This window comes from Herbidospora galbida, assembly GCF_005233835.1.
GTDB lineage: Bacteria > Actinomycetota > Actinomycetes > Streptosporangiales > Streptosporangiaceae > Herbidospora > Herbidospora galbida.
In genome coordinates this window covers 23,541-47,458 of the sequence record NZ_SZQA01000036.1, presented here as the reverse complement: position 1 = coordinate 47,458, position 23,918 = coordinate 23,541, and the positions used below count along the sequence as shown (strand labels likewise).

At 70.0% G+C, this 23,918-nt stretch carries 25 protein-coding genes and 1 pseudogene; 13 read left to right on the top strand and 13 right to left on the bottom strand.

Annotated features, from left to right (window positions below; genetic code table 11):
- Positions 1-3: 3 nt before the first annotated feature.
- Complete coding sequence (locus FDA94_RS30455; protein ID WP_342778557.1) at positions 4-1,221, top strand: MFS transporter; 1,218 nt, start codon at positions 4-6, stop codon at positions 1,219-1,221.
- On the opposite strand, the gene FDA94_RS30450 is transcribed toward FDA94_RS30455, so the two are convergent.
- From FDA94_RS30450 to FDA94_RS30425, 6 genes are all read right to left on the bottom strand, one after another.
- A complete protein-coding gene (locus FDA94_RS30450; RefSeq protein WP_137250508.1) occupies positions 1,180-1,794 on the bottom strand; it encodes an IMPACT family protein in 615 nt (204 codons plus the stop codon). The two genes, FDA94_RS30455 and FDA94_RS30450, sit on opposite strands and share 42 nt — an antisense overlap.
- 29 nt (positions 1,795-1,823) lie before the next feature.
- Positions 1,824-2,237 carry a cupin domain-containing protein gene (locus FDA94_RS30445; protein ID WP_246060231.1) on the bottom strand — a complete coding sequence of 138 codons (414 nt, stop codon included), beginning with the start codon at positions 2,235-2,237 and terminating at the stop codon, positions 1,824-1,826.
- A 9-nt stretch (positions 2,238-2,246) separates the two neighbouring features.
- On the bottom strand, positions 2,247-2,735 hold the full coding sequence (locus FDA94_RS30440) for a flavin reductase family protein (protein WP_137250507.1): 489 nt from the start codon (positions 2,733-2,735) through the stop codon (positions 2,247-2,249).
- Between the two features lie 170 nt (positions 2,736-2,905).
- Positions 2,906-3,502, bottom strand: coding sequence for a DedA family protein (locus tag FDA94_RS30435; protein WP_137250506.1), 597 nt, complete (start codon positions 3,500-3,502; stop codon positions 2,906-2,908).
- A gap of 9 nt (positions 3,503-3,511) precedes the next feature.
- On the bottom strand, positions 3,512-5,152 hold the full coding sequence (menD, locus tag FDA94_RS30430; RefSeq protein ID WP_137250505.1) for a 2-succinyl-5-enolpyruvyl-6-hydroxy-3-cyclohexene-1-carboxylic-acid synthase: 1,641 nt from the start codon (positions 5,150-5,152) through the stop codon (positions 3,512-3,514).
- Positions 5,149-6,063, bottom strand: coding sequence for an o-succinylbenzoate synthase (locus tag FDA94_RS30425; protein ID WP_425460183.1), 915 nt, complete (start codon positions 6,061-6,063; stop codon positions 5,149-5,151). The genes menD and FDA94_RS30425 overlap by 4 nt, the downstream gene beginning before the upstream one ends.
- 51 nt (positions 6,064-6,114) lie before the next feature.
- Between FDA94_RS30425 and FDA94_RS30420 the strand changes: the two genes are divergently transcribed.
- From FDA94_RS30420 to FDA94_RS30410, 3 genes are all read left to right on the top strand, one after another.
- On the top strand, positions 6,115-7,221 hold the full coding sequence (locus FDA94_RS30420) for an AMP-binding protein (RefSeq protein ID WP_137250504.1): 1,107 nt from the start codon (positions 6,115-6,117) through the stop codon (positions 7,219-7,221).
- Positions 7,222-7,269: 48 nt separating this feature from the next.
- Complete coding sequence (locus tag FDA94_RS30415) at positions 7,270-7,566, top strand: hypothetical protein (protein ID WP_137250503.1); 297 nt, start codon at positions 7,270-7,272, stop codon at positions 7,564-7,566.
- Positions 7,567-7,722: 156 nt separating this feature from the next.
- Positions 7,723-8,958, top strand: a complete 1,236-nt coding sequence (locus FDA94_RS30410; RefSeq protein WP_137250502.1) for an RNA polymerase sigma factor — start codon at positions 7,723-7,725, stop codon at positions 8,956-8,958.
- 92 nt (positions 8,959-9,050) lie between these two features.
- Here the strand turns inward: FDA94_RS30410 and FDA94_RS30405 are convergent, their stop codons facing one another.
- The gene (locus FDA94_RS30405) at positions 9,051-9,827 is read right to left on the bottom strand and encodes a VOC family protein (RefSeq protein WP_137250501.1); all 777 of its coding nucleotides are present in this window, start codon (positions 9,825-9,827) and stop codon (positions 9,051-9,053) included.
- Between the two features lie 88 nt (positions 9,828-9,915).
- Entirely contained in the window at positions 9,916-10,296 is a 381-nt protein-coding gene (locus FDA94_RS30400) for a hypothetical protein (RefSeq protein WP_246060230.1), read from the bottom strand.
- 104 nt (positions 10,297-10,400) lie between these two features.
- Between FDA94_RS30400 and FDA94_RS30395 the strand changes: the two genes are divergently transcribed.
- Both FDA94_RS30395 and FDA94_RS30390 read left to right on the top strand, forming a co-directional pair.
- Positions 10,401-10,967, top strand: coding sequence for a TetR/AcrR family transcriptional regulator C-terminal domain-containing protein (locus FDA94_RS30395; RefSeq protein ID WP_137250499.1), 567 nt, complete (start codon positions 10,401-10,403; stop codon positions 10,965-10,967).
- Between the two features lie 280 nt (positions 10,968-11,247).
- Positions 11,248-11,448 (top strand): DUF5999 family protein, encoded by a 201-nt coding sequence (locus FDA94_RS30390; RefSeq protein WP_062347661.1) that lies wholly within the window; start codon positions 11,248-11,250, stop codon positions 11,446-11,448.
- A gap of 18 nt (positions 11,449-11,466) precedes the next feature.
- Here FDA94_RS30390 and FDA94_RS30385 read toward each other — a convergent pair whose 3' ends face one another.
- Complete coding sequence (locus FDA94_RS30385) at positions 11,467-12,057, bottom strand: alpha/beta hydrolase family protein (protein ID WP_137250498.1); 591 nt, start codon at positions 12,055-12,057, stop codon at positions 11,467-11,469.
- Positions 12,058-12,151: 94 nt separating this feature from the next.
- Between FDA94_RS30385 and FDA94_RS30380 the strand changes: the two genes are divergently transcribed.
- The 3 genes from FDA94_RS30380 to FDA94_RS41615 all read left to right on the top strand — a co-directional run bounded on the left by FDA94_RS30380 (position 12,152) and on the right by FDA94_RS41615 (position 14,927).
- Positions 12,152-12,487 carry a hypothetical protein gene (locus tag FDA94_RS30380; RefSeq protein ID WP_137250497.1) on the top strand — a complete coding sequence of 112 codons (336 nt, stop codon included), beginning with the start codon at positions 12,152-12,154 and terminating at the stop codon, positions 12,485-12,487.
- Between the two features lie 66 nt (positions 12,488-12,553).
- Positions 12,554-12,832: a CATRA system-associated protein gene (locus FDA94_RS30375; RefSeq protein ID WP_137250496.1), complete on the top strand. Its 279-nt coding sequence runs from the start codon at positions 12,554-12,556 to the stop codon at positions 12,830-12,832.
- Positions 12,819-14,927 carry a CATRA conflict system CASPASE/TPR repeat-associated protein gene (locus tag FDA94_RS41615; protein WP_425460182.1) on the top strand — a complete coding sequence of 703 codons (2,109 nt, stop codon included), beginning with the start codon at positions 12,819-12,821 and terminating at the stop codon, positions 14,925-14,927. Before FDA94_RS30375 ends, FDA94_RS41615 begins: the two co-directional genes overlap by 14 nt.
- Before the next feature lie 388 nt (positions 14,928-15,315).
- On the opposite strand, the gene FDA94_RS30365 is transcribed toward FDA94_RS41615, so the two are convergent.
- Positions 15,316-15,657: a DUF4158 domain-containing protein gene (locus tag FDA94_RS30365; RefSeq protein WP_212735575.1), complete on the bottom strand. Its 342-nt coding sequence runs from the start codon at positions 15,655-15,657 to the stop codon at positions 15,316-15,318.
- 582 nt (positions 15,658-16,239) lie between these two features.
- On the opposite strand from FDA94_RS30365, the gene FDA94_RS30360 reads away from it, so the two are divergent.
- The 4 genes from FDA94_RS30360 to FDA94_RS30345 all read left to right on the top strand — a co-directional run bounded on the left by FDA94_RS30360 (position 16,240) and on the right by FDA94_RS30345 (position 20,664).
- The gene (locus FDA94_RS30360; RefSeq protein ID WP_137250493.1) at positions 16,240-16,515 is read left to right on the top strand and encodes a hypothetical protein; all 276 of its coding nucleotides are present in this window, start codon (positions 16,240-16,242) and stop codon (positions 16,513-16,515) included.
- 107 nt (positions 16,516-16,622) lie between these two features.
- Positions 16,623-18,443, top strand: coding sequence for an NACHT domain-containing protein (locus FDA94_RS30355; RefSeq protein WP_137250492.1), 1,821 nt, complete (start codon positions 16,623-16,625; stop codon positions 18,441-18,443).
- A 132-nt stretch (positions 18,444-18,575) separates the two neighbouring features.
- Positions 18,576-19,415: an NACHT domain-containing protein gene (locus FDA94_RS30350; protein WP_212735574.1), complete on the top strand. Its 840-nt coding sequence runs from the start codon at positions 18,576-18,578 to the stop codon at positions 19,413-19,415.
- Between the two features lie 49 nt (positions 19,416-19,464).
- Positions 19,465-20,664 carry a hypothetical protein gene (locus tag FDA94_RS30345; protein ID WP_170991196.1) on the top strand — a complete coding sequence of 400 codons (1,200 nt, stop codon included), beginning with the start codon at positions 19,465-19,467 and terminating at the stop codon, positions 20,662-20,664.
- A gap of 165 nt (positions 20,665-20,829) precedes the next feature.
- Here the strand turns inward: FDA94_RS30345 and FDA94_RS30340 are convergent, their stop codons facing one another.
- The 3 genes and pseudogenes from FDA94_RS30340 to FDA94_RS41670 form a co-directional block, all read right to left on the bottom strand.
- The gene (locus FDA94_RS30340) at positions 20,830-21,096 is read right to left on the bottom strand and encodes a DUF1883 domain-containing protein (RefSeq protein ID WP_137250489.1); all 267 of its coding nucleotides are present in this window, start codon (positions 21,094-21,096) and stop codon (positions 20,830-20,832) included.
- A 172-nt stretch (positions 21,097-21,268) separates the two neighbouring features.
- Positions 21,269-22,519 carry a tetratricopeptide repeat protein gene (locus tag FDA94_RS41675; protein ID WP_137250488.1) on the bottom strand — a complete coding sequence of 417 codons (1,251 nt, stop codon included), beginning with the start codon at positions 22,517-22,519 and terminating at the stop codon, positions 21,269-21,271.
- Positions 22,520-22,862: 343 nt separating this feature from the next.
- Positions 22,863-23,405: pseudogene (locus tag FDA94_RS41670) on the bottom strand (NB-ARC domain-containing protein); the annotation flags it as partial.
- Positions 23,406-23,918: the final 513 nt, after the last annotated feature.

Genomic DNA, 23,918 nt, shown 5'->3' with positions numbered 1-23,918 from the left:
TCCATCGAACAGCACGACCATCTGGAGGGCCGACCTCTGATCTCCCCCGCCGATCGCCGTGCCCGGGCCGCGGTCGCCCTGCTGTTCCTGACCAACGGCGCGATCTTCACCAACCTGATGCCGCGCTACCCGGCCATCATCGACGCGCTCGAACTCTCCAACGCCCAGTTCGGCCTGGCCGTCGCCGCCGTGCCCGCCGGGTCGCTCGCCTCCGGCCTGCTGGCGGGCATCCTCATCCGGCGCCTGCGGTCCTCCCGCGTCGCCGTCGGCGGCATGATTCTCACCGGCGGCCTCGTGCTGCTCGCCGGGCTCGCGCCCAGCTGGGCGCTGTTCGCCGGGGCGCTGTTCCTCGTGGGTGCGCTCGACTCGGTCGTGGACGTCGCCCAGAACACCCACGGCCTGCGCGTGCAGCGGCTCTACGGCCGCTCGATCATCAACTCCTTCCACGCCATCTGGAGCCTGGGCGCCGTGCTCGGCGGCCTGATGGGCGGCGGCGCGGCCGCCCTGAACCTGTCGCTCGGGCTGCACCTGAGCATCTCGGCGGTGACGTTCGTCATCGTCAACCTGGTCGCCTACCGCTTCCTGATCCCCGGCCCCGAGCCGCAGGAGCCCGTGGAGGCCGCCGGCCCCGACAAGCCCGCGCTCCCGGCCAGGTCGGTCGCCTACGGCGCGCTCGCGCTGCTCGCGGTCATCGCGATCTGCGGCGCCACCGTCGAGGACGCCGGCGGCACCTGGGCCGCGGTCTACCTGTCGGGCTCGCTCGGCGCGGCCCCCGGCATCGCCGCGTTCGGCCTGGTCGCCGTCGTGGGCGCGCAGTTCGTCGGGCGCGCGCTGGGCGATCGCTTCGTCGACCGGTGGGGTCAGGCCGCCGTCGCCCGCGCGGGCGGCCTGCTCATCGCGCTGGGCGTCGGGCTCGCACTGGCCTTCCCGAGCGTCCCCGGCACCATCGCCGGGTTCGGCCTGGCCGGCTTCGGCAGCGCCACCCTCATCCCGGGCGCCATGCACGCCGCCGACCAGCTGCCCGGCTTCCGCCCCGGCACCGGGCTCACCCTGCTGTCGTGGCTGCTGCGGGCCGGATTCCTGTGTACGCCGCCACTGGTCGGCCTCATCGCCGACGCGAGCTCGCTGCGGATGGGCCTGCTGGTGGTCCCGGTCGCCGGGATCATCGTGGTCGCCTGCTCAGGCGTCTTCCGCACGGACGAACAGCGGGTCGCCCGCTGACGCGCTCGCCCGTCCGGCCGTCGCGGTGGCCAGCCACTCCTCGAAGCCCGCGGGGTCGGCCACCGCGACGTCGAAGGCCACTCCCGACCCGTAGGTGACCCCGCGCACGTCGTAGCGGCCGCGCAGGTCGTTCTCGAGCCGGCCCGCGTGGGCGTGGTCGATCGAGACGGTCACCAGCCGGGCCTCGACCATCGTCACCGGCCTCACGCGGTCGAGGGTCTCCCCCACCGCGCCGCCGTAGGCCCGCACCAGCCCTCCGGCGCCCAGCAGGATGCCGCCGAAGAAGCGGGTCACCACCGTGACCACGTCGGCGTAGCCGCGTTTGAGCAGCACGTCGAGCATCGGGGTGCCGGCCGTGCCGCCGGGTTCGCCGTCGTCGTCGGAGCGGCGCGCGCCGGTGCCGATCACGTAGGCGGTGCAGTTGTGGGTGGCGTCGGGGTAGAGCGCGCGGCGGGCCGTGATGAACTCGCGGGCGGCCTGCTCCGAGGGGGCCGGCGCGACGGCGCAGACGAACCGCGACCGCCGCACCTCCGTCTCGTGTTCGACCACGTCGTCGAGGGTCTTGTACGGCACCGCGACAGACTAGCCCCGACCCGGTGCCTTTACAAAGTAGATCCCAAGGAGGGGAGGTTGACCACGATCGCCTCCTGCGACGACCGCGCGATCACCACCACCGCCTCCTCGTCGGGCGACGGGTTCTCCTCCCGGTGGGGCGTGAACGGCGGCACGAACACGTAGTCGCCCGGCGAGGTGTCGATCCGCCGCTCCGCGCCGTCGTCGCCGAGGAAGACGAACGACGGGTGCCCGCTGACGACGTAGATCGCGGTCTCGGAGTCGCCGTGGTGGTGGTCGGCCGATCGCGTGGACGGGGCGACGTGGGTCTGCCCCATCCAGAGTCTGGCCGAGCCCACGCTCGGCCCGCTGATGGCCGCCCGCCGGTACATCCCGGACGTCTGGGCCGTCTCGTCCGACAGCCCGGCGGGCACGACGTGGTGCAGCGGTTCGTGGAAGGACAACCGGGTCTCCTAGGTGAACGATCCGAAGGTGCCGTCGTGGTAGAGCAGCGGCCGCCGTCCGGGGATTGTCTCCCCCTCGGTGACCAGGCCGACCACCAGGCGGTGGTCCCCCGCCACGAACCGTTCCCTGATCTCGCACCGCAGCCACGCCGCCACACCGTGGAGCACGGGTTCGCCGGTGTCGAGGGTGTCGAACCTGGTCTCCGGGCCGAAGCGGTCGGCGCCGCTGCGCGCGAACAGCGTGGCGAGGTCGCGCTGCGACTCGCCCAGGATGTGGACGACGAAGCTGTCCCGGTCACGGATCGCGGGCCAGCTCGACGACCCCAGGCCGATGCCGAAGGTGACCAGCGGCGGTTCCATCGAGACGGACGCTAGGGAGGTGGCGGTGAATCCGACCGGCCCCGCCGTGGTGACGACGGCCACTCCGGCGGCGTGGCGGCGGAAGGCGCTGCGGAAGAGGTCGCGGGTGTCGGTCTCGACGTCGGGGGGGATTCTCATGGTTCCACCTCTGAATGGTTCCGGCGCATCGCCGATCCTGGGGCGCGGGAAATCCGACACGGCCGTCACGGTGTTCCTCTCGTTCAGGTCCCTTCATCGTAGAAATACCCCTAATACCTGTCAATATTGTAGGGAATTGGCCTGCACGTATCCCCGAAGGGACCGGCCTCCTACGACCGGGCCCGCCGCCGCACCCACACCATCGTCACCAGGCCGAACACGACCACCAGAGCCAGCGCCGCCCAGGAGAGCTGCTTCAGCCACCGCTCGGCCGCGACGCCCAGATAGTAGACGACCGCCGTGGTCCCCCCGGCCCACAGGATCGCGCCGAGCACGTTCGCGGCCAGGAACCGCCAATACGGCAGATGGAGCGCCCCGGCCAGCGGCCCCGCCAGGATCCGCAGCAGCGCGACGAACCGCCCGAAGAACACCGCCCACACGCCCCAGCGCCGGAACAGCGCCTTGGCCCGCCCGACGTGGCCGGGCCCGAAGTGCCGGGGGAACCGCCGACCCAGCCGGTCGAACAGCCCCTGCCCGCCCCGATGGCCGATGGAGAAGCCGATCGAGTCGCCGACGATGGCGCCGGCGGTCGCGCACCCGCCGACCAGCAGCGGGTCGACGATCCCCTTGGCCGCCATGAGCGACGCGCTGACCAGCACGATCTCCCCCGGCAACGGAATGCCGAGACTCTCGACCCCGATGACCAGACCCACGACGACGTAGATCCAGAGGTCCGGGATCGACTGCAGCCAGTGTTCGAGACCCATCCGACTCCCCTAGCCGATCGCCGCCCTGACGGCGTCGCGCATCGCCACGTGGACCGCCGCGTTGGCGGTCCGGTCAGTGCGGGCCTCCACCAGGCGGGGCCCTTCGCCGCGGATCGCCTTGGCCAGATCGTCGGGGTCGCTGACCACGCTGTAGGGCGTGCCCGTCGCCGCCGCGAGGTACCCCAGGTCGACGCCGTGGGGCGTGCCGAAGATCCGCTCGAACGACCCGCCGAGCGACGACTGCGGCAGCAGCGAGAAGATCCCGCCGCCGTCGTTGTTGACCACCACGACGCACAGGTCGGGCCGGGGCTCCCGGGGCCCGATGACCAGCCCGTTCTGGTCGTGGAGGAAGGACAGGTCGCCCATCAGGGCGTAGGCGCGCCCGTGGTGGGCCAGCGCCGCCCCGGCCGCCGTCGACACCAGGCCGTCGATCCCGGACGCCCCCCGGTTGGCCATCAGCCGCACCCCGCGCCGAGGCCGCATGGCCTGGTCGAGGTCTCGGACGGGCATCGAGGAGCCGCAGAACAGCAGCGAGCCGTTCGGGATGATCGCCGCCAGGTCGCGGGCCAGCCGGGGCTCGCTCAGCCCGCCCGCGTCGAGCACGTCGTCGACGGCGTGACGGGCGGCCATCTCGGCCCGCCGCCAGGCGTTCAGCCACTGGTCGCCGCCGGCCGCCACGGGAATCTCCACCGCCTGCGCCACCTGGGTGGCCGACCGCGTCGGATCGGGCCACCGGGTCAGGTCGCGGGCCACCACGACGTGTTCCTGGGCCCGCTTCAGCCAGGCCAGCAGGGGCCGCGACAGGCCGGGACGCCCGAGGGTCACGACCACGTCGGGCTGGTGGGCCTCGGCGAACCCGGGGGTGCCGAGCAGGAAGTGGTAGGTCGAGATCGCGGTGTCGCCGTAGCGGCCGCCGCCGTTGGGCTCCGACAGCACCGGCCAGCCGGCCATCCCGGCCGCCGCGACGTAGCGCCGCACGTTGGTCGCGCCGTCGCCCACCACCAAGACCCCGCGCCGGGTCGCCGGGATGTGCAGCGCCGACGACGGCGGCGCCACCCTGGCCCGCACCCACGGCCCGTTCGCGTCGAGCGTCTCGGGCCAGTCGTCGTTCCCGTCGGGTACGAGAGGCTCCCGGAACGCCACGTTCAGGTGCACCGGACCGGGATCGCCCGGACCTTCGGCCCGCTGGAAGGCGCGGCAGGCCAGCGACCGCCAGTAGGCCACCTGCCCCGGCCGCTCCTCGGGCACCCCGATCTCGGCGAACCACCGCACGGCCGAGCCGAACAGCTTCACCTGGTCGATCGTCTGGTTGGCGCCCGTCCCGCGCAGCTCCGGCGGCCGGTCGGCGGTCAGCAGCAGCAGCGGCACCCCCGCCTCGCTCGCCTCGATCACGGCGGGGTGCAGGTTCGCGGCGGCCGTGCCCGATGTGGTGACGACCGCGACCGGCTTCTCCAGGCGCCGGGCCAGCCCGAGCGCGAGGAACCCGGCCGAGCGTTCGTCGGTGCGCACGTGGAGCCGGATGCGGGGGTCGTCGTGGAGCGCCAGCGCCAGGGGCGCCGACCGGGACCCGGGTGCGACCACCGCCTCGGTGACCCCGCACCACGCCAGTTCGTCGACGAGTACGGTCGCCAGCGCGGTAGCCGGATTCACGCGGCGGCCCCCTCCATCCGCCGAATCCACTCCGGCGACTCGATCTCGAAACGCGCCAGGGCGTCTTCGTCCACCTCGGGACGCCGCACGCGCAGGACCCCCAGCTCCTCGGCCAGCGGATCGGCCACGACATCCCCGGCCAGAAGCGACATGGTCCCGAGTCCGCAAGCGTACGGCAATTCCGGCAACGCGGCGGCCAGCGCCAGCCCCGCCGCCAGGCCCACCGAGGTCTCCACGGCCGACGACACGACGGCCGGCAGACCGCACGCCTCCACCACCCGCAGGGCGTTCGCGACCCCGCCGAGCGGCTGCACCTTCACGACCGCGATGTCGGCCGCCTCGGCGGCCCTGACCTTCAGCGGGTCCTCCGCCTTGCGGATCGACTCGTCGGCGGCGATCGGCACGTCGACCCGCCGCCGGACCCGGGCCAGCTCGTCGAGGGTCGCGCACGGCTGCTCGACGTACTCCAGGGTGAACCGGTCGAGTTCCTTGATCGCGCGGACGGCGTCGTCGACGTCCCAGCCGCCGTTGGCGTCGACCCGGACCTTCCCGCCCGGCCCCAGGGCGTCACGGACCGCCTCGACGCGGGCCAGGTCGTCGGCGAGCGTCTGGCCCGCCTCGGCGACCTTGACCTTGGCCGTCGCGCAGCCCGAGGCGCGCACCATCGCGGCGGCCTTCTCGGGCCCGACCGCCGGCACGGTCGTGTTCACCGGCACGACCTCCCGCACCGCGCTCGGCCAGCCCTCGAACGCGGCCTCCCGCGCGCAGGCCAGCCAGCGGGCGCACTCGGCCGGGCCGTACTCGGGGAAGGGGGAGAACTCCCCCCACCCGTGGGGACCCCTGATCAGGATGCCCTCCCGTGCGGTCTGCCCCCGGAACCGGACCACCATGGGAATCCGGAACACCCGCAGCTCCACGCCGCCCTCCCCGTTCTCCGGCACCGGCCCGGCTACCCTGACCAGGTGGTCGATCGTCCGGTGCACGCTCTTGTCCTGCCGCCAGGTCCCGCCCTCGCCGAGGCGGTGGCCGCCGCGCTCGACGGCGGCGGCCCGGCGATCCTGCCGGTCGCGCCATCGTTGCCCGACCGGGCGGTCAGGGCCCTGTTCGACACGCTGCGGCCGACCCATGTCACCACACCCGACGGCACGAGCGTGCTCCCGGAGGGCGTACCGGCAGAAGAGGACACCGCCGTGATCATCGCCACATCGGGGTCGACCGGGGTCCCGAAGGGCGTCGAGCTCTCGGCCCGGGCCCTGCTGGCCTCGGCGCGGGCCTCGCTCGACCGCATCGGCGCGAAGGCCGGCGACCGGTGGCTGTGCTGCCTGCCCCCTTCCCACGTGTCGGGGCTCCAGGTCATCACGCGGGCACTGTTGTGCGGCACCGATCCGATCGTCCACGAGACCTTCGACCCCGGGAAGGTGACGGCCTCCGGGGCCGATCACGTCTCGCTGGTGCCGACCCAGCTGCGCCGCCTGCCCGACGTGTCGGGCTTCACCACGATCCTGCTGGGCGGCGCCCCGGCCACCGCCGACCTGAAGGCCCGCCACCCGCGGATCTTCCACACCTACGGCATGACCGAGACCAGCGGCGGCTGCGTGTACGACGGCCGCCCCCTTGACAACGTAGATCTCAAACTCGACGCCGAGGGCCGGGTCATGATCGCCGGTCCGATGCTCATGAACGGCCACCGCCTCGGCTCCCGCCTGACCGGCCCGTGGTTCACCACGAGCGACCTAGGCGAGATCGAGAACGGGGAGCTGCGGATCCTGGGCCGCGCCGACGACGTGATCAACACCGGCGGCCAGAAGGTCGTCGCCGGGGTCGTCCAGAACGTGCTGGCCACCCACCCCAAGGTCCGGGAGGTCGCCGTGGTCGGCCGCCCCGATCCCGAGTGGGGGCAGATCGTGGTGGCCGTGGTGGCGGGCGAGGCGACGCTGGAGGAGCTGCGCAGCCATGCCAAGTCGGAACTGCCCGCCTATGCCGCGCCGAAGGCGTTGGTCCAGGTCACGGCGTTGCCCCTGCTCCCCAACGGCAAACCCGATATGGTCACCATACGGAACCAAGTATGACAATCATCCGTCATACGATCAGGTACGCCGACGAAAGGAAGCAGCCCCATGATCCCGACCCCGAGGATGCTGGTCTCCGCAGGGATCGTCGGTGTCATCGTCGTGGGCGGGGTGGCCGTGGCGGCGACCGCGTCGGCCGGGCGCCTCGAATTCGAACAGCAGCGTTTGCTGAAGACCGTCGGGGGCACGGGTGAAATCACGCCCACCCCGGAACCCGTCCCCTCCAACGTGGTGGTCAGGGAACTCGAGACCGACCCCGAGGAGGTCGGCGGCTACTGGACCCCCGAGAACCTGGAACAGGCCGAGCCCATGCAGATCCCCCGCGTCGAAGTGACCCTCAACTGACCAGACCGCCTATTTTCGTGCGGTTTAGGTAACACGGGAACAAATATCCGGCGTTGGCGTTCTTACTAAAGCAGCCGTGTTGGCGCGTGGGCGCCCGGGCTTTGCCAGAACCCATGACGACGAATCTTTGATCTCCGCGAAGGAGGAGGTGTCCTCATGCCCCGAACCGCCGTGGCGTCTGCCTCGCCCGCGCGTGAGGCTGTTCCGACGACTCTCGACCAGCTCCTGGAGCGGGGTCGCAAGCAGGGTCACCTTTCCCTGACCGAGCTGCGCGAGGCGTTCTCCGACGCCGGCGTGAGCGCGACCAAGGCCCGTGGCATCCTGCGCGGCCTCACCGAGGCCGGAGTGAGCCTCGGAGAGAGCCCCGACGACACTACGAAGGCTACGACCCCTGTCAAGGACGAGGCGGAGCCCGCCGACGCCGAGGTGGAGGCCGAGGCCGCCGGGGTGGACCTCGACGACACGTCCTCGGCGATGGGCGACTCCGTCCACACCTACCTGAAGTCCATCGGCCGCCGCACCCTGCTCACCGCCGCCCAGGAGGTCGAGCTCGCCCGCCGCATCGAAGCGGGCCTGTACGCCGAGTACAAGCTCGACCTGGCCGAGGAGACCGGCAAGCGGCTGTCGGCCGTCGAGCGCGAGGACCTGGAATGGGTCATCGAGGACGGGCGCCGCGCCAAGGACCACATGCTGGAGGCCAACCTCCGCCTGGTGGTCTCGGTGGCCAAGAAGTACACCGACCGGGGCATGGCCCTGCTCGACGTGGTGCAGGAGGGCAACCTCGGCCTCATAAGGGCCGTGGAGAAGTTCGACTACACCAAGGGCTTCAAGTTCTCGACCTATGCCATGTGGTGGATCCGGCAGGCCATCCAGCGCGGCTTCGCCGACTCGGCCCGGACCATCCGGCTTCCGGTCCACGTACTGGAGATGCTCTCCAAGCTCTCCCGCGTGGAGCGTGACATGCACCAGCGCCTCGGCCGCGAACCCACGCCCGAGGAGCTGGCGGTGGAGCTCGACAAGACCCCCGACCAGATCGAGGAGCTGCTCCGCACCAGCCGTCAGCCGATCAGCCTCGACAGCACCATCGGCGAGGACGGCGAGACCCGGATCGGCGACCTCATCGAGGACGTCGACTCCCTGGAGGCCTCCGAGGTGGTCGACCGGCAGCTGCTGGCCGAGCAGCTCAAGGGCGTGCTGAACAACCTGTCGCCGCGCGAGGCCAAGATCATGGCGCTGCGCTTCGGGCTGGCCGACGGCAAGCCGCACACGCTCGACGAGATCGGCAAGCACCTGGGCCTGACCCGGGAACGCATCCGCCAGCTGGAGAAGGAGAGCCTCTCCAAGCTCCGCCACCCCAGCAACGCCCGCCCGCTCCTCGACTGGGCGAGCTAGCAGACCTCCCGGTACGGGGTCACGCTCCCGACCCGCACCGTCCCCGGCCGGCCCGGCCACCACTCCGCTCGACCGGGCCGGCCACAGTCTTCTCACGAGTTCAACTCGATCAGCGACAGGACCGCCCCGGCCGGGTCGGTGACCACGGCGGCCCAGCCCGAGGGCAGGTCGAAGGGCGGGACCTGGACGGTTCCCCCCAGGTCGGCCACGATCCGGCAGGCCTCCTGGCAGTCGGCGACCGCGAAGTAGACCATCCAATGGGGCGGGATCTCCGGCGGCCACGCGTCGGTCATCTCGACCATCCCGGCCACCGTCGTCTTCGACCGCTTGAGGTCGAACTCGGTGTAGCTGCCACTGCCGCTCAGGAACGGCGCCCGCCGCGCGTGCCAGCCGAAGAGCCGGCCGTAGAAGGCCGAGGCCTCGTCGGCGTCGCGGGCGGCCAGTTCCGTCCAGCAGAAGGCCCCCGGCGCCCCGCGCACCCCCGCGCCTTCGAGCGCGACGGGTTCCCATAACGCGAACTCGGCCCCGGAGGGGTCGGCCAGAACCGTCCGCCAGCCCTGTTCGCGGCCCTCGTCGAAGATCTGCTCGGGCCCGGCGAGCACGCGGGCCCCGGCGTCGTCGGCGCGGCGGGTCGAGTCGTCGATGTCGTCGGCCGCGATGTGCACCAGCCAGGCCGGCCCGCCGGGACGGGCGGGGCCCAGCCCGGCGACCGGTTCGCCGCGCAGCAGCGCCGTGGAGTGGCTGCGCCCGCGCGGCTCGAAGTCCCAGCCGAACACGCCGTGGTAGAACTCCTCGCTGAGCGCGAGATCGGCGGTGCCGACCTCGACCCAGCACGGCCGGCCCGCCGCGTATCTGACCCGTCCGGGCATCTCTCCGGCCTCCCTGACCCCAAGGTAATCCTTAGACGGCGCAGCGTGCCGGTCCGTTGACGCCCCGGACATTCCGGGTGGGTATTTGTCAGCGGGCCGAAGCCGTCACCGGACGCGGCAGCCGCACGATCCCGGTCAGCCGATTCTCCTCGCGGAGGGTGCGCAGCTTGCTCACCTCGGTGGTCCACTTGGCGCCCTCGGGGGTCGCCCGGCCCTTGCGGCGGCGGATGCGGTCGTCGTAGGCCTTCACGCCGAAGGTCGCCCGCTGCGCCGCCTCGGCGGCCCGGAGGGCGGCGGTGAGCGCCTGGTCGTAGGCGAGCCCGGCCTCCCGCAGCTCGGCGCCGGACGCGTGGGCGGCCTGGCGGGCGCGCAGGTGGGCCTCGGCCTGGCGGGCCTTGTCGAGCAGGTCGCCGTAGCTCTTGGAGATCTCCTGGTCGGCGTGGAACCTGACCTCCGCCTCCCGGCTCACCCGCGGACGGAAAAACGCCATCGTCAACCTCTCAGTCCTGATTGAAACGCACTGGTCGACAGCGTAGACCCTCCCCTGTCCGGCCGGGATGGCAGGATGATCGCATGCCTGCCAAGCGACCTCCGACCCCCCTATCGCGCGAACGCATCATCGACGCCGCCCTGCACATCGCCGACGGGCAGGGGCTGCGCCGGTTGACCATGCGGCGGCTGGGCGACGCCCTCCAGGTCGAGGCGATGGCCATCTACCACCACCTCCCCCGGGGCAAGGAGGCGCTCATGGACGCCCTGGCGGAGCACGTGACGGCCGTACAGGTGGAGCCGAGGGAGGCCCCTTGGCAGGAGATCGCCCGCGACTGGGCGCGGGCCGCCCGCGCCGCCCTGATGGAGCATCCCGGCGTGCTGTCGCTGGCCCTGACCAAGCCGCCCAAGGGGACGGCGCTGATGGCCGTGGCGAGCCAGGTGGAGCAGCTCCGCGACGCCGGCCTCGACCACGCGCAGGAGGCGGTGCAGACCCTGCGCGCCTATGTCTACGGGGCGGTCGCGGTCGAGATGCAGGCCTCGGGCTGGGCCGACCCCGACGCCGAGGTGGAGAAGGCGCGGGTGGCCACGGGCGACGCCGACTTCGAGCGCGGGCTGACCGCGGTGCTGACCGGGCTCGAAAGCTCGTAACAGGTCATTTACCGAAGTGACGGCGTGTCGCGCTTGGGGTGTTATCGTGCATCGGGCACCCTTGTGTCGTAGGTCACAGGCATGACTCACACCCCCCTACCAGGGTGTGGGCGAAATCGTCCGAACGGGCTATGTCCTTGTCGAGTGACCTGGCGCACACTGGTGTAGGCCGACAGTGGTGTAGGCCAATTTGCGTCAACTCAACCCCATACGCTCGTCCCCCACATGGCTGGGCGGATCCACGTCACGAGCGACACGAGAAAGACACGGAGCCCCGGCGATGTGCCCTCATGAGCCCGGCTGTCCCAGCGCGGAAGCGCAGGACCGCGAAGCCGCCCGAACGGTCGCGGCCCACCCCGAACAAGGGTGGAGCCTCCTCTGCAACGGTGTCGTCCTCTTCGAGGACACCGGCGAGCTGCTCCCCAACGGGGCGATCATCGCTCCGCACCGGCCGACCGACATGGCCATCACCGCCGCCTGACGCGGCGACCACGGGGGATCACCGGCGCGCGGCCAGCCAGCGCGCCACCTCCGCCCCGATGAGGGCGGGGTTCTTCCGGAGATCGTGATTCTCTCCGGGCAGCACGACCAGCCGTTCCGCGTCCGCCTCATCAGGCACCCCGAACGGATCACGGTCACCGTTGATCACCAGCACTCCCGCCCCCGCGCCGCGCAGCTCGGCGGCCCGTGACTTCTCCGGGTGACCGGGCGGATGCAGCGGAAACGCCAGCGCCACCACCCCGACGGCCCCGACCTCCCCGGCCGTACGGCAGGCGACCCGCGCCCCGTTGCTCCGCCCCCCTTGGGCCACCGGCAGACCCGGGAAGCGCTCCTTGACCGCCGCGGCGATGGCCACCCAGCTCTCGTCCTGCCGGACGGCCGACCCCGGCGCCCGCGCCCCCCGGAGCCGGAACGGCTGGGTGATCCGGGCGACGGCGATCCCCTCGGCCAGGCACGCGTCGCGCACCGCGAGCAGGTCGGGCGCGTCGACTCCCCCGGCCGACCCGTGCGTCAGCAGCAGGACGAGCCCCGCCGAACCGGGGTCGTCGATCTCTGCCAGCCCCGGCCCGTGGGGTGTGTCGATCTGCATAACCGCACGTTATCGCGGGTCCACCCGTCGCATGACCGCCGTGTCATCCGAATGGATGATGACGCCCCACAGGGGTTATGCCACATTTATGGACGTGCCTGACACATCTCTCCCGCATGAGGACCTGCGCGCCACCCTGGCCGCCCGCCGCGATCTGGGCCCGGCCTACGAAGACGCGTTGGTCGACTCGTTCATCGAGAAGCTCGACAGCGAGATCACCGCGCGCGTTCAGGCCGAGGTGGCCCGGCGTCAGGAGGTCAAGCCCACCAAGCCCGACAACAGCCACATCCCGATCGCCCTGGGATCGCTGGGCATCGGCGTCCCGCTGACCGCCATCGCGGTCAGCCAGGCCGGCAGCTTCGGCCTCCTGCTGGCGTGGTCGGGCATCGTCCTGGTCAACATGGCCGCGGCGATCCGCCGCAAGCGCTGACCCCTTCCACGTGTGTCGCAGGCCCGTCAGAATGAGCGCGGCGGGTCCCTTCACCATGGAGGCGGCATGCACGACGACGCGGTGGACCTGCTCCGCCGTTCCCTGAAGTGGAGCCTCCCGGCGACCGGCTGGGCCGCCGTGGACGCTGCGGTCCGCACCCTCGCCGCCTCCGACGACGTGGCGGCCGACCTCGGGTACCTCGAACTGGCGGGACCGGCGAGGATCGTCACCCGATTCGGCGATCCGCCCGAGATTCCCATGCCCGCGGAGCTGCGCGACCGGGTCAACGAGCTGATCCACAAGTTGGGCGCGGCCGAACCGGAGCCCGCCGATGACGCCCCCTGACTTACCCGGACTGGCCGATCCCGGGCTGATCGTCCACCTCTTCGTGGCGCTGACCGGCCCGGACGCCGCCGAGCGGACAGAGCGCCTGGAACGCGCCTGGGAGGCCCTCGCCGGACGGCTGGAAACCGTGGAGAAGACGGTGGGGCGGGTACGGGTGCTGACCGCCGCCGGGGAACCCCTGCGGCAGGCGATCCTGCGCGACGAACACGACATGCGGGTGCTCAGCCTGGCCCTGACCGGGTCGGCCTGGGGCGACCTCGCCCGGGTGTGGCGCGACTGCGCGGGCGACACCCGGGACTGGGCCGTCGGAGAGTGCCTGCTGTTCGTCGGCTACGGTTCCCCGCCCGAGGCCGACACGATCGTCGACGGGGTGGCGGTCCGGGAGACCGGCGACGGCGGAGACGACCGCTCGTCGCGGACGTTCCTGCTGGTGGCGCCGCGGTCCCTGGAGGCGGGGCTGGACGCCTGGGCGTGGACCTCGGGCGACGATCGCCTGGCGCCCCTCCCGCGCCATCTGCTGCACGCCGCGAAGATCCGTTACCAGTTGCGCGTGTACGAGGACGGTCGCGCGATCCGCGCCGCGCGGCGACGGGTGGACGAGCAGGCCGACACGCTCCTGACGATGCTCGGCGGGGAGGTCTCCGCGTCGGCCCGGCTCGAACTGACCGAACGGCAGACGGCCGCCGCCGGACTGATCTGGACCCTCACGCGGCTGCGGGAGATGCGGCGGACCGTGGAGATCGCCCGCCACAACATGAGAGTGACGGCACTGGCCGACGACCTGGCGCTGGCCGACTGGTTCCTGCTCCGGCTCGACGACGACCTGGCCTACGCCGACGCCTCCCGTGAACGCGCCCGGGAGATCGCCGCGGTGGCCGATGGCCGCCGCGGCCCGGATCCCGGTGCCAGTCCCGTAGGCGTAGATCACCAGGAGCAGCCGTTCGAACAGCTCCTGCGGGTCGAGTTCGCTACGCACACCGACCGGGTTGAGGACGGACAGGCAGCTGGTGCGCAGCGCGGTCTCAGCGAACATGTCCATCAGCGGCACCACGCCCCACCGGGCCCGGATCGCAGCCTTGAGCCGCCGCAGGTTGACCGGCTCGGGCGCCGCGTCCAGCGGGGACAGCTGGATCGCGCCGGTCTTGCGGTCGGAGATCTTCAACCAGGGCAGTCCTCGGCCACCGAGCGCGTCATTGAGCTGGGACAGTTCGAAGTCGAGCTCGTCGCGCAGCTCGTCGATGAACACGCTCGGATCGAGGGGCTTGCGGAGTTTGGCGTAGTTCTCGAAGCGGCGTACCTCGTAGTCGGTGGGGAGGTCGTCGTCGGGGTTGCGCCACCGGTCCGCCCCGACCACCCAGATCTCCTTGCAGCGCAGCTTGTCGCGCAGGCTCTGGAACACCCCGCACTCATACACCGTCCGCAGGATCCGCTGACGGCGCTGGCTGTCGGCCCAGTACATCAGCTCTACCAGCTCCGTCGGCATCACGCCGTCGACCGGAACGCGCTCGCCGAGCGCGTAGCACTTGATCCGGTTCGACTGCTCGGCCTTGTAGCGTTTGATCAGCGCCAATGCGTCCATCATCGGCGCGTGCACCGTGTTCGTCGACCCGAACTCCAGCGCCTCGATGATCTGGATCAGGCCGGTCCGGTAGTGGTTGGTGTAGGAGGCCTTGAACACCCGCTGCTTGTGCTGCCGGTACGACGTCCCTTTGGCCTTGAACTCGTGCAGCAGCGACACCAGCGTCTTGTGACCGCCCGGCACCGCCGGATAGATCACGTCCTCGACCCGGGACTCAGGTGCCTCCAACGCGGCCTCGGCCATCTTGAACAAGATGGTCTCCTTGCCCGACACCCGCTTCAGCTCCGCCACGAAATCGCCGGTCACCTTCGTGTCCGCGCGGGCGTTGATCCGGTGCACCGTCGCGATCAGCAAGTCGACGAGGGTGTCGGTGATCTCGCGGCCGCGGCACGACAGGTAAGCGGCCAACAGCGTCACCTTGATGTCGTGCGGAGGCCGCCGCAACTGGCTGGGTGCCTCGGCCGCCACCCGCGCCCGCAACGACGCGAGAATCCTCGGCGCGACGTCGCTGAATAGGTCGTCGGGCAGACCGACCTGACGGACCGCCTTGAGCTTGGCCACCTCCTTCTCAATCGTCTTCACGCTCACGTTTCCCGGCTCCTCCCGGATCCGCGCGAACACATCCGCCCCGGACAGCTCGGCCGCGTCGAACAACGCGCCCTCATCCCCGTCCTCACCGTCGTCCCCCGCGCCCGGGTCGGAAGTCCTCGCGATCAACGCCAGCATCCGGGCGACCGCCTCGGGCGGGACCCGGCTGGCGATCAGGACGGTCTGCGCCTTCTCGGCCTGGCTGATCGCCGATCCGATGATCCGTTTGATCCGGTCCCGGGCAGGAGGCTCGATCTTCTCCTCCCGCAGGTGCGCCAGCAGCTCCTCCCGCACCCGGTCTTCCTGCCGTTCCTTGTCACACGTCCGCGGCAAGCAAGTCCGCCGCCTTGTCAGCGTCCGCGACCGAGCACTCCCGAAATCCGAAGAACTCGCGGATGTCCTTGCGGTGGTCCTTGATCGTGCGGCCGTCCCACTCATACAGCGCCAGATCCTCCGCCGGGATCCTCACCAGCCGCGCCACGTAGCCGACCGCCTGGTCAGGCAGCTCATAGCGCCCCTTGGGGAACCTGCCGTTCAGCGCGTAGAAGCGCAACAACAACGCGAACGCCAGCTTCGTCGGGCCGCGGCGGTTCGACAGCAGCGCCAGCTCGTCCCCGACCAGCGTCCAGTTTCCGACGAGCTCGTCCTCGTCCAGCACACGCGCCACGGCACACCCGGCTCTCGCAGGCTGCAGGCGCCGTCTCGCGAACCCGCAGCAAACCGACGAATCCGGATCAATACTGGCCGCACAAGATCGGGCCCACCCACCGATCCAGGAAACGAGCTCAAGTCCTCCCGCTGACTTGGGCGGTCGTCAACGCGTGTACTTCATGACAGCTTCGTTACCGACACCCCTACACGACCGGCTCCGCCTGACCGCGCAGACCCTCCCGGCGGAGGTCCGGGACTGCCGGTGACCCCGCTCACGCGCCTGCCCGATCGCTGAGATGCCGGGGACCGTTGATGCCGGCCCCGGGCACACAGAGAAGGATCCCAGAAGACCAGCAGGGCCCCGACGCCGTCACCGGCGCCGGGGCCCTTTGCGTTGCCGGAGAACCCGAGACTGGCACCGTGACGTATTCGACTGTGTCGTATTCGTCCACGCACTCGGCGGATGCGGGTTGGTCACGGTTCGTGCCTGCTGCGGGTGTCCTGGGACGGAATGACTCAGGATTTGATCATGGCGAGGCGGGGCGGTTCGTGGCGGTACGCGCTGACCTGGTGGGCCAGCGTGGCATGCGTGACCGGGCTGCTGGCACTCATCGGCTGGGCCCTGAGCGGTAAGGACGGGCTGCAGACAGCGGCGAACCTGGCCCAGCTGGTCGGTGTCGTCCTGGTGGTCCCAACGTTGCTGGTGCCGTTATGGCTGTGGCGGTGGCGCTCGACAGCAAGGCCAGCGGTCACTTCCGCACACGTCGACCACGCCAAGGACGTCCTGGCCGGGGTGGTGGAACAGCAGTGGAAGACCGAGGCGACGCTGCGATCGGTGGATGACCCGGCCTGCGTTGGCGCCTGACCCGCACTAAAGCGATCATAGACAAACCCGCAAACCTCACCCCCGGTCTGCGGCGGCTGACCGCCTCCAGCAACGACATCGCCGCCGCGGTCGAAAAGTTCCGCAGTATGAACCGCCGCCGCCTGGTCATCCTCGGCGGCCCCGGCACCGGCAAGACCACCCTGGCCGTCCAGCTGGTCCGCGAACTACTGGCCACCCGGGCAGACCATCCCGCCGACCCGGTGCCGGTGCTGATGTCGGTGGCCAGCTGGGACACCGAGGTTTTCCCCCGACTGCACCAATGGCTGGCCGCCCGACTCGATCAGGACTACCCCGCGCTACGCGCACCCGACCAGCCCGCTGACATGGCGGAGGCGCTCGCCGCGCGCGGACATATCTTGCCGGTTCTGGACGGCCTGGACGAGCTCCCTCCTGCCGTGCAGCAGGCCCTCATCGTGGCGCTGAACCGGTCACTGGCCGACACTGATCAGCTGATCGTCACCAGCCGGACCACCGAGTTCGCCCGCGCCGTCGACGGCGCGGGAGACGTCCTCACCTCGGCCCTGGTCATCGAACCCCAGCCCGTCACCCCGAAGACGGCCGCGGCCTACCTGGAGCGCTGCCTGCCGCCACAGCCGTCGGCGGGATGGGAGCAGATCCTGTCCGTCCTACGCACGACGCCCTCCAGCACGACCGCAGAGAATCCCGACGCGACGCTGGCCGCGGTCGCCAGCACCGCCTTGGGCCTGTGGTTGCTGCGCGTGGTCTACATCGACGGCCGCGCCGACCCGACGCCACTCCTGGACCCCGGCCACTTCCCCGGCCCCGAACAGATGCGTGGCCACCTGTTCGACCAGCTCATCCCCGCCCTCATCACCACACGCCCACCCAGCACCGACCCCGCCGACCCCTTCCGGCCCCGCCGACGCCACAACCCCGGCCAAGCTCGCCGATGGCTGGCCTACCTGGCCCGCACCATGACCCATCCTCCAGATGGCAGCCCACCCACCCGCGACTTCGCCTGGTGGCGCCTGGCCCAGACAACCCGCAGCCTCACCATCACATCCAGGCTCGCGGTCGGGCTCATCTCCGGGCTCGCAATCGGGCTCGTATTCGAGCTCGCGATTGGGCTCGCTGGCGGGCTCGATGTCGGGCTCAAGGTCGGGCTCGAGGTCGGGCTCGAGGTCGGGCTCGAGGTCGGGCTCGAGGTCGGGCTCGAGGTCGGGCTCGAGGTCGGGCTTGCGGTCGGGCTCGCTGGCGGGCTCGATGTCGGGCTCAAGGTCGGGCTCGAGGTCGGGCTCACGGTCGGGTCATGGCCATCGGATGAACCAGGGTTCGCCAACCTCCGCCTGCAAGGTCGAGAGGCGCTGCTCGCCCGCAGGCTTGCGGTCGGGCTCGTGTTCGGGCTCGTGGTCGGGATCGCGGTCGGGCTCGTGTTCGGGCTCGTGGACGGGATCGCGGCCGGGATCGCGGCCGGGATCGCGGTCGGGCTCGTGGTTGGGGTCCCGTTCGGGCTCACGTTCGGGCTAATGGAGTGGGCTGAGGTCCCGGCCACAACAGAACATGCAACGGCACCAATGGCCAGTTGGCGAGCTGACCGTGCCTTAAATCTCATGCGGGCCACCACGTTCGGGCTCGCGTTCGGGCTCGCGGCCGGGCTCGCGGCCGGGCTCGCGGCGGCCAGGCTCACGGCTGGGCTCGGGACCGGGCTCGGGGTCGGGCTCGGGGTCGGGTTAACGGTCGGGCTCACGGTCGGGAACCACCGTGCGTGGCTGGCGTATCTAATTACCACCTACCGGTTGGCCCGGGCGGGCCATCTGCCTCGCACGTTGATGCCATTCCTGGATGACGCACACCGGCTGGGCCTGCTGCGCGCGGTCGGTCCGGTTTACCAGTTCCGGCACGCCGATCTCCAGGACCATCTCGCCGCCGATCCGCCACCGCGCTGAATATCAGAGGGTTGACTGGCACCGTGACGTATTCGACTGTGTCGTATTCATCCACGCATCCAGCGGATGCGGGTTAGTCACAGTTCGTTTCCCTCGTGGGTGTGCTGAGGCCGGATGGCGCAGGATTTGGTCATGGCGAGGTGGGGCGGTTCGTGGCGGTACGCGCTGACCTGGTGGGCCGGCGTGGCAGGCGTGACTGGGCTGCTGGCACTCATCGGCTGGGCGCTGAGCGGCAAGGATGGGTTACAAGCGGCGGCGAACGTGGCCCAACTGGTCGGCGTTGTCCTGGTGGTTCCGACGGTGCTGGTGCCGTTATGGCTGTGGTGGCGACGCTCGACGGCCCGGCCGGCGGTTACCTCAGCACACCTGGACCACGCCAAAGACGTGCTGGCCGGGCTGGTGGAACAGCAGTGGAAGACCGAAGTCACGCTGCGCTCGCTGGATGACCCCGACCCGATCCCGGTGCGATGGCGGCAGACCGCCATCGTGGCGGTGATGGATCAGCCGGCCAACCTCACCCCGGGGCTGCGGCGGCTGACCGCCTCCAGCGCCGACATCGCCGCCCTGACCGGCAAGTTCCGCAGCATGCGCCGCCGCCGACTGGTCATCCTCGGAGACCCTGGAACCGGCAAAACCACCCTGGCCGTCCAGCTGATCCGCGAACTGATGGCGACCCGCGCCGCCCACCCCGATGAACCGGTGCCGGTGCTGATGCCCATGGCCGACTGGGACACCGAGGCTTTCCCTCGCCTGCACCAGTGGTTGGCAGCCCGGCTCGCTCAGGACTACCCCGCGCTGCGCGCACCGGACCTGCCTGCCGGGATGGCCGAGATGCTGGCCGCGCGCGGGCACATTCTGCCGGTTCTGGACGGCTTAGATGAACTCCCCCCTCCTGCGCAGCAGGCCGTCATCGTGGCGCTGAACCAGTCCCTGTCCAAAACCGATCAGCTGATCGCGACCAGCCCGGACTAGCGAGTTCCGCCACACCGTCCGGGGCGCAGGAGATGTGCTCACCTCGGCCATGGTCATCGAGCCCCAGCCCGTCATCCCGAAGGCGGCCGCCGCATATCTGAAACGATGCCTTCCCCCACAGCCACAGGCCAAATGGGAGCAAGTCCTGGCTGTGCTACGCACGGCACCCGCCGCCATGACGGTGCATCCCGGCGCGACGCTGGCTGCGGTTGCCAGAACTGCTTTAGGTCTGTGGCTTCTGCGCGTCGTCTACATCGACGGCCGCGTCGACCCCGCACCGCTGCTGGATCCTGTCCGGTTCCCTGACTCCGACCAACTGCGCGGCCACCTGTTCGACCAGCTCATCCCCGCACTCGTCACTACACGCTCGCCCAGTGCCGACCCCGCCGACCCCTTCCGGCCCCGCCACCGCCACGACCCCGTCCAGACCCGCCGATGGCTGGCCTACCTTGCCCGAACCATGACCCGCCCCCCAGATGGCAGCGCGCCCACCCGCGACATCGCTTGGTGGCGCCTCGCTCAGGGCACCCGCATGTTCACGGCCACAATCAGGTTCGCGAGCGGGCTCGCGTTAGGGCTTGTGTTCGGGCTTGTGTTCGGGCTTGTGTTCGGGCTTGTGTTCGGGCTTATGGTCGGGCTTGTGTTCGGGCTCATGGGCGGGTCATGGCTTTTGGAGGAACCGGGATTAACAAATCTCCGCCTACACGGTCGGGTGTCGCAGCTCGCGGGCGGGCTCGCGTTCGGGCTCGCGGGCGGACTTGTGTTCGGGCTCGCATTCGGACTCGTGAGCGGAATCGTGGGCGGGCTTGTGTTTGGGCTTGTGCTTGGGCTCGCGTTCGGGCTCGCGTTCGGACTCGTGGTCGGGCTAATCACGTGGGTTGAGGTTCCGTCCGGAGCAGAACGGGCGACGGCACCGATGACCAGTTGGCGAGCCGACCGCGCCCTGAATCTCGTAAGGACTGCCACGTTCATGCTCATGGGCGGGCTCGTGTTCGGGCTCGCATTTGGGCTTGTGGGAGGGTCCGCAGACGGGCTCGCGGTCGGGCTCGTATCCGGGAACCACCATGCGTGGCTGGCGTATCTAGTCGCCACCTACCGGCTTGCCTGGGCAGGTCGGCTGCCCCGCGCGTTGATGCCGTTCCTGGATGACGCGCACCGGCTGGGGCTGCTGCGCGCGGTCGGCCCGATCTACCAATTCCGGCACGCCGATCTCCAGGATCACCTCGCCGCTGACTCTTCCCCGAACTGAAGATCAGAGGGTTGACAACCACTGAGCAAGATGGAAGATCAGGGGCCCTGATCTCGCGTGCGTCCCCTTTCGTCGTGCGCCGCGGTGACCACCGGCACGCGACGAATCGCAGTGCTGGCTGGATCCGGGAAGCGACTACGGCAAGCGCGGCCGGTAGCCCCGGCGTCAGTCGTCGAAGATCTGAGCCACCCTGACCTTGACCCTCCGGCCGTTGCTGTCGATGACCAGATACCAATAGCCGTCGTACGGCACCTCCAGCTCAACGGGGCTGAAGTCGTAGAAGCCGCCGTAGTACTCGTAGGCGTCACCGTCCAGGTAAGCCTGGTACTCGTCGTCGTCCATCAGGCAGACCCGGGCGGCCGAGCCGCGCAGCTCGACCTCAAAGCAGGCGCCGCCAGCCACCGACCCGAGGTTGAAGTAGAGATGGTCCACAACCCATTAGACCTGCCAGCGCCTCAGGCAGAAAGATCGAGCGTCCGGCCCCCGCCGGGCGTCATCGTCCGGATGACGATTCTGTCATCGCCCCGATGACAAATGATCTTCCTGCATAACTTCGCTTATGACGGACCCAATATCGATTCAGTCATTTGGGCTCACAAAGCCGTCACAGGGCGGGCCCTTCGGCGTCCGTTTTCCGGCAACGATCCGTCCAGTAGGTGAGTTCGTGCCGGGTGGTCAGAGTGTCGGGGTGTTCGGGGCCTGAGACGCGTTCGCTGATGGGCAATAGTGCGGCGAGCTGGTCGCGCGCCCCGGCCGCATCCCCCGCTTCCCCCGACCAGCGAGCGAGATTAAACCGAACGGCCAGAGTGTCGGCATGTTCGGGGCCTGAGACGCGTTCGCTGATAGGCAACAGCGCGATGTATTGATCTCGTGCCCTGGCCGCATCGCCCGTCTCCCCCAACCAGTAGGCGAGATTGTGCCGGGTGGTCAGCGTTTCGGGGTGTTCGGGGCCGGAGACGCGTTCGCGGATGGGTAGCAGCGCGGTGTACTGATCGCGCGCGCCTGCCGCATCTCCGGCCGCGCCCGTACAGAAGGCGAGGTTGTCCCTGTCGATCAACGTGGAGGGATGTTCGGCGCCCCGGACGCGTTCGCGGATGAGCAGTAGCGCAACGAATTGGTCCCTCGCGCTGGCCTCGTCTCCCAGCTCACCCGTTAAGCGGGCGATGTTAGACCGGTCGTTGAGCGTATCGGGGTGCTCAGCTCCCAGCACCCGCTCGCGGACGGGCAGCAGCGCAATGAAGAGGTTCAGCGCTTTGGCCTCATCCCCCGCAAATCCCGTCCAGGCGCCGAGTTCGCCCCAAACCTCCAGTGTTCTCGGGTGCTCATCACCAAAAACTCGTTTGAACAGCGGCAGCAGCGCGGTGAAGTGGTCGCGCGCCGTCACCGCATCACCCGCCATCCCGGTGTAGTAGGCGAAACCGGCGAGAGCCACCAGCGTGTCGGGATGCTCCGGTCCTTGGCTGTGGAGAAGGGCCTGATGGCGGTTGTGCTGCAAGGCGGCGGCGGTCGTGTAGTCGCCGCTGGCGTGCAGGTACTCGATCATCTTGCCCATCGCGGGCGAGTGCGGAGGCAAGGCCGCGCGAGCATGCGCCAGTAGCTGCTGGTAAGTTGCCCAGCTGTCGATCGTTTCCGGGTCGTCGGGCAGTGAGGCACTCAGCAGGTCGACGGCCTTGGCTCGAACGGCTTGGTACTGGTCATCGGGGAGGTCGGCCAGGGTGACGGCCTGGACCAGGCGATGCACGCTGACCGCGTCCTGAGCTTTGCTGAGGGTGATCATGCTGTAGGAGGTGAGCACCCCCAGCGCCTGTCCGAGGCGGACCCGGCTGGTGTCCGCAAGCCGGTGCAGAACGCTCAAGGGCAGATGGTCGGGTGCGTAGCAAGCCAGCAGAGCCAGCAGGTGAGGGGCCAGCGGGGTCCAGCGTGGCGATCCGGTCGCGGGTCCGGGTCCAGATCTTGGCGATGGTTTGCTCAGCGGCCTCACCGCCGGCGCCGACCGCCGCAGTGGCTGTAGCAGGGGTGTGGTGCAGCATCTGCCGATAGTCGGTGATACCGATGCCGGGGGTGTGGGCGATAAATGCCGAAGCCTGGGTCAAGGCCAGCGGCAAAAATCCCACCTCCCGCGCCAGAGCGGCCAGCTCAACCAGCTCCGACGGTGAGGCCGGAGCAAGACCGATCAAGGCGGCCAGTACGGTGACGGCCGCTTCGGCGTCCAGGACGTCCACGCCGATGGAGACGCAACCAAGCGCGCGCCAGCCGACGGTGCGGCGGGTAGTGATCAGCACACCTCCGCCCGTCAGCCGGCCCAGATACGGGTGCAGGTCCTCGGCCTGCTCGACGTTGTCGAAGATGAGCAGCCATCCCCGCTGGGAAGCAAGCCAGCTCATCGCCCACGCTGCTGCCTCTTCGGTAGTGGCCTGGGAGGCCGCCACCGAATGCGATCCCACGCACAGCGTCTTAGCCAGCCTGGCCAAACCCGTCCGGATCTGCGCTGGGGAATCGGCATCTATCCACCACACCAGCCCATAAGCGCTCCGATGAGCGGCCGCGTACTGCAACGCCAACTCGCTCTTACCGATCCCGCCTAGCCCATGCACCGCCGCCTGCGTAATCACCGCGACGTCCGGCCCTGAACCGGATAGGCAGGCATGAATTTGCTCCAGCGCGTCCCTGCGCCCGGCGAACACCGCAGCCGGCGGTCGCGGCAGACCTAATCCCGATCCCACAGGCAGACCGGACACCATGGCCGCGTCCGGCAACGGCGGCCGCGGCGCATTCTGATGGATGGTCACCTCACTGGCACTCACCTGGTTGAGGTGACCACCCACTGTCGACCCGCTCACACTCTGGCCGTCCGGCGACGCGCCGCCCGGTCCCTGAACGCCATCGCTCACACAGCTCATGCTGCCGCCTGCCCGCACCCAACGACAGCAATACAAACTGCGATCAGAAGCCTGCTACTCAACCCGCAAACGACCACGAGAGAACCACAGGCGTGTCCGCACGGGTTGTTCACAGGTAGAGTGGGCGTGCGGCAAAAGGCACGACGATCAGCATCTGCTGGCGCTGCTGATCTGGTTGAAGGCATTAACCGGCAGTTCGCCTGCCGCTTGGCCACATCGCGCCGATCGCCACCGCCCGAAGCCTCGCTGCGACTCTGGCCAGCGTTCCGGTCCATCTAGTGGATCACCCAGCGCTGACCAACCCTCAATCCGGCTCCCGTGACGCCCGGCGGGAGCCGTTCAGGCTTCCCTCTG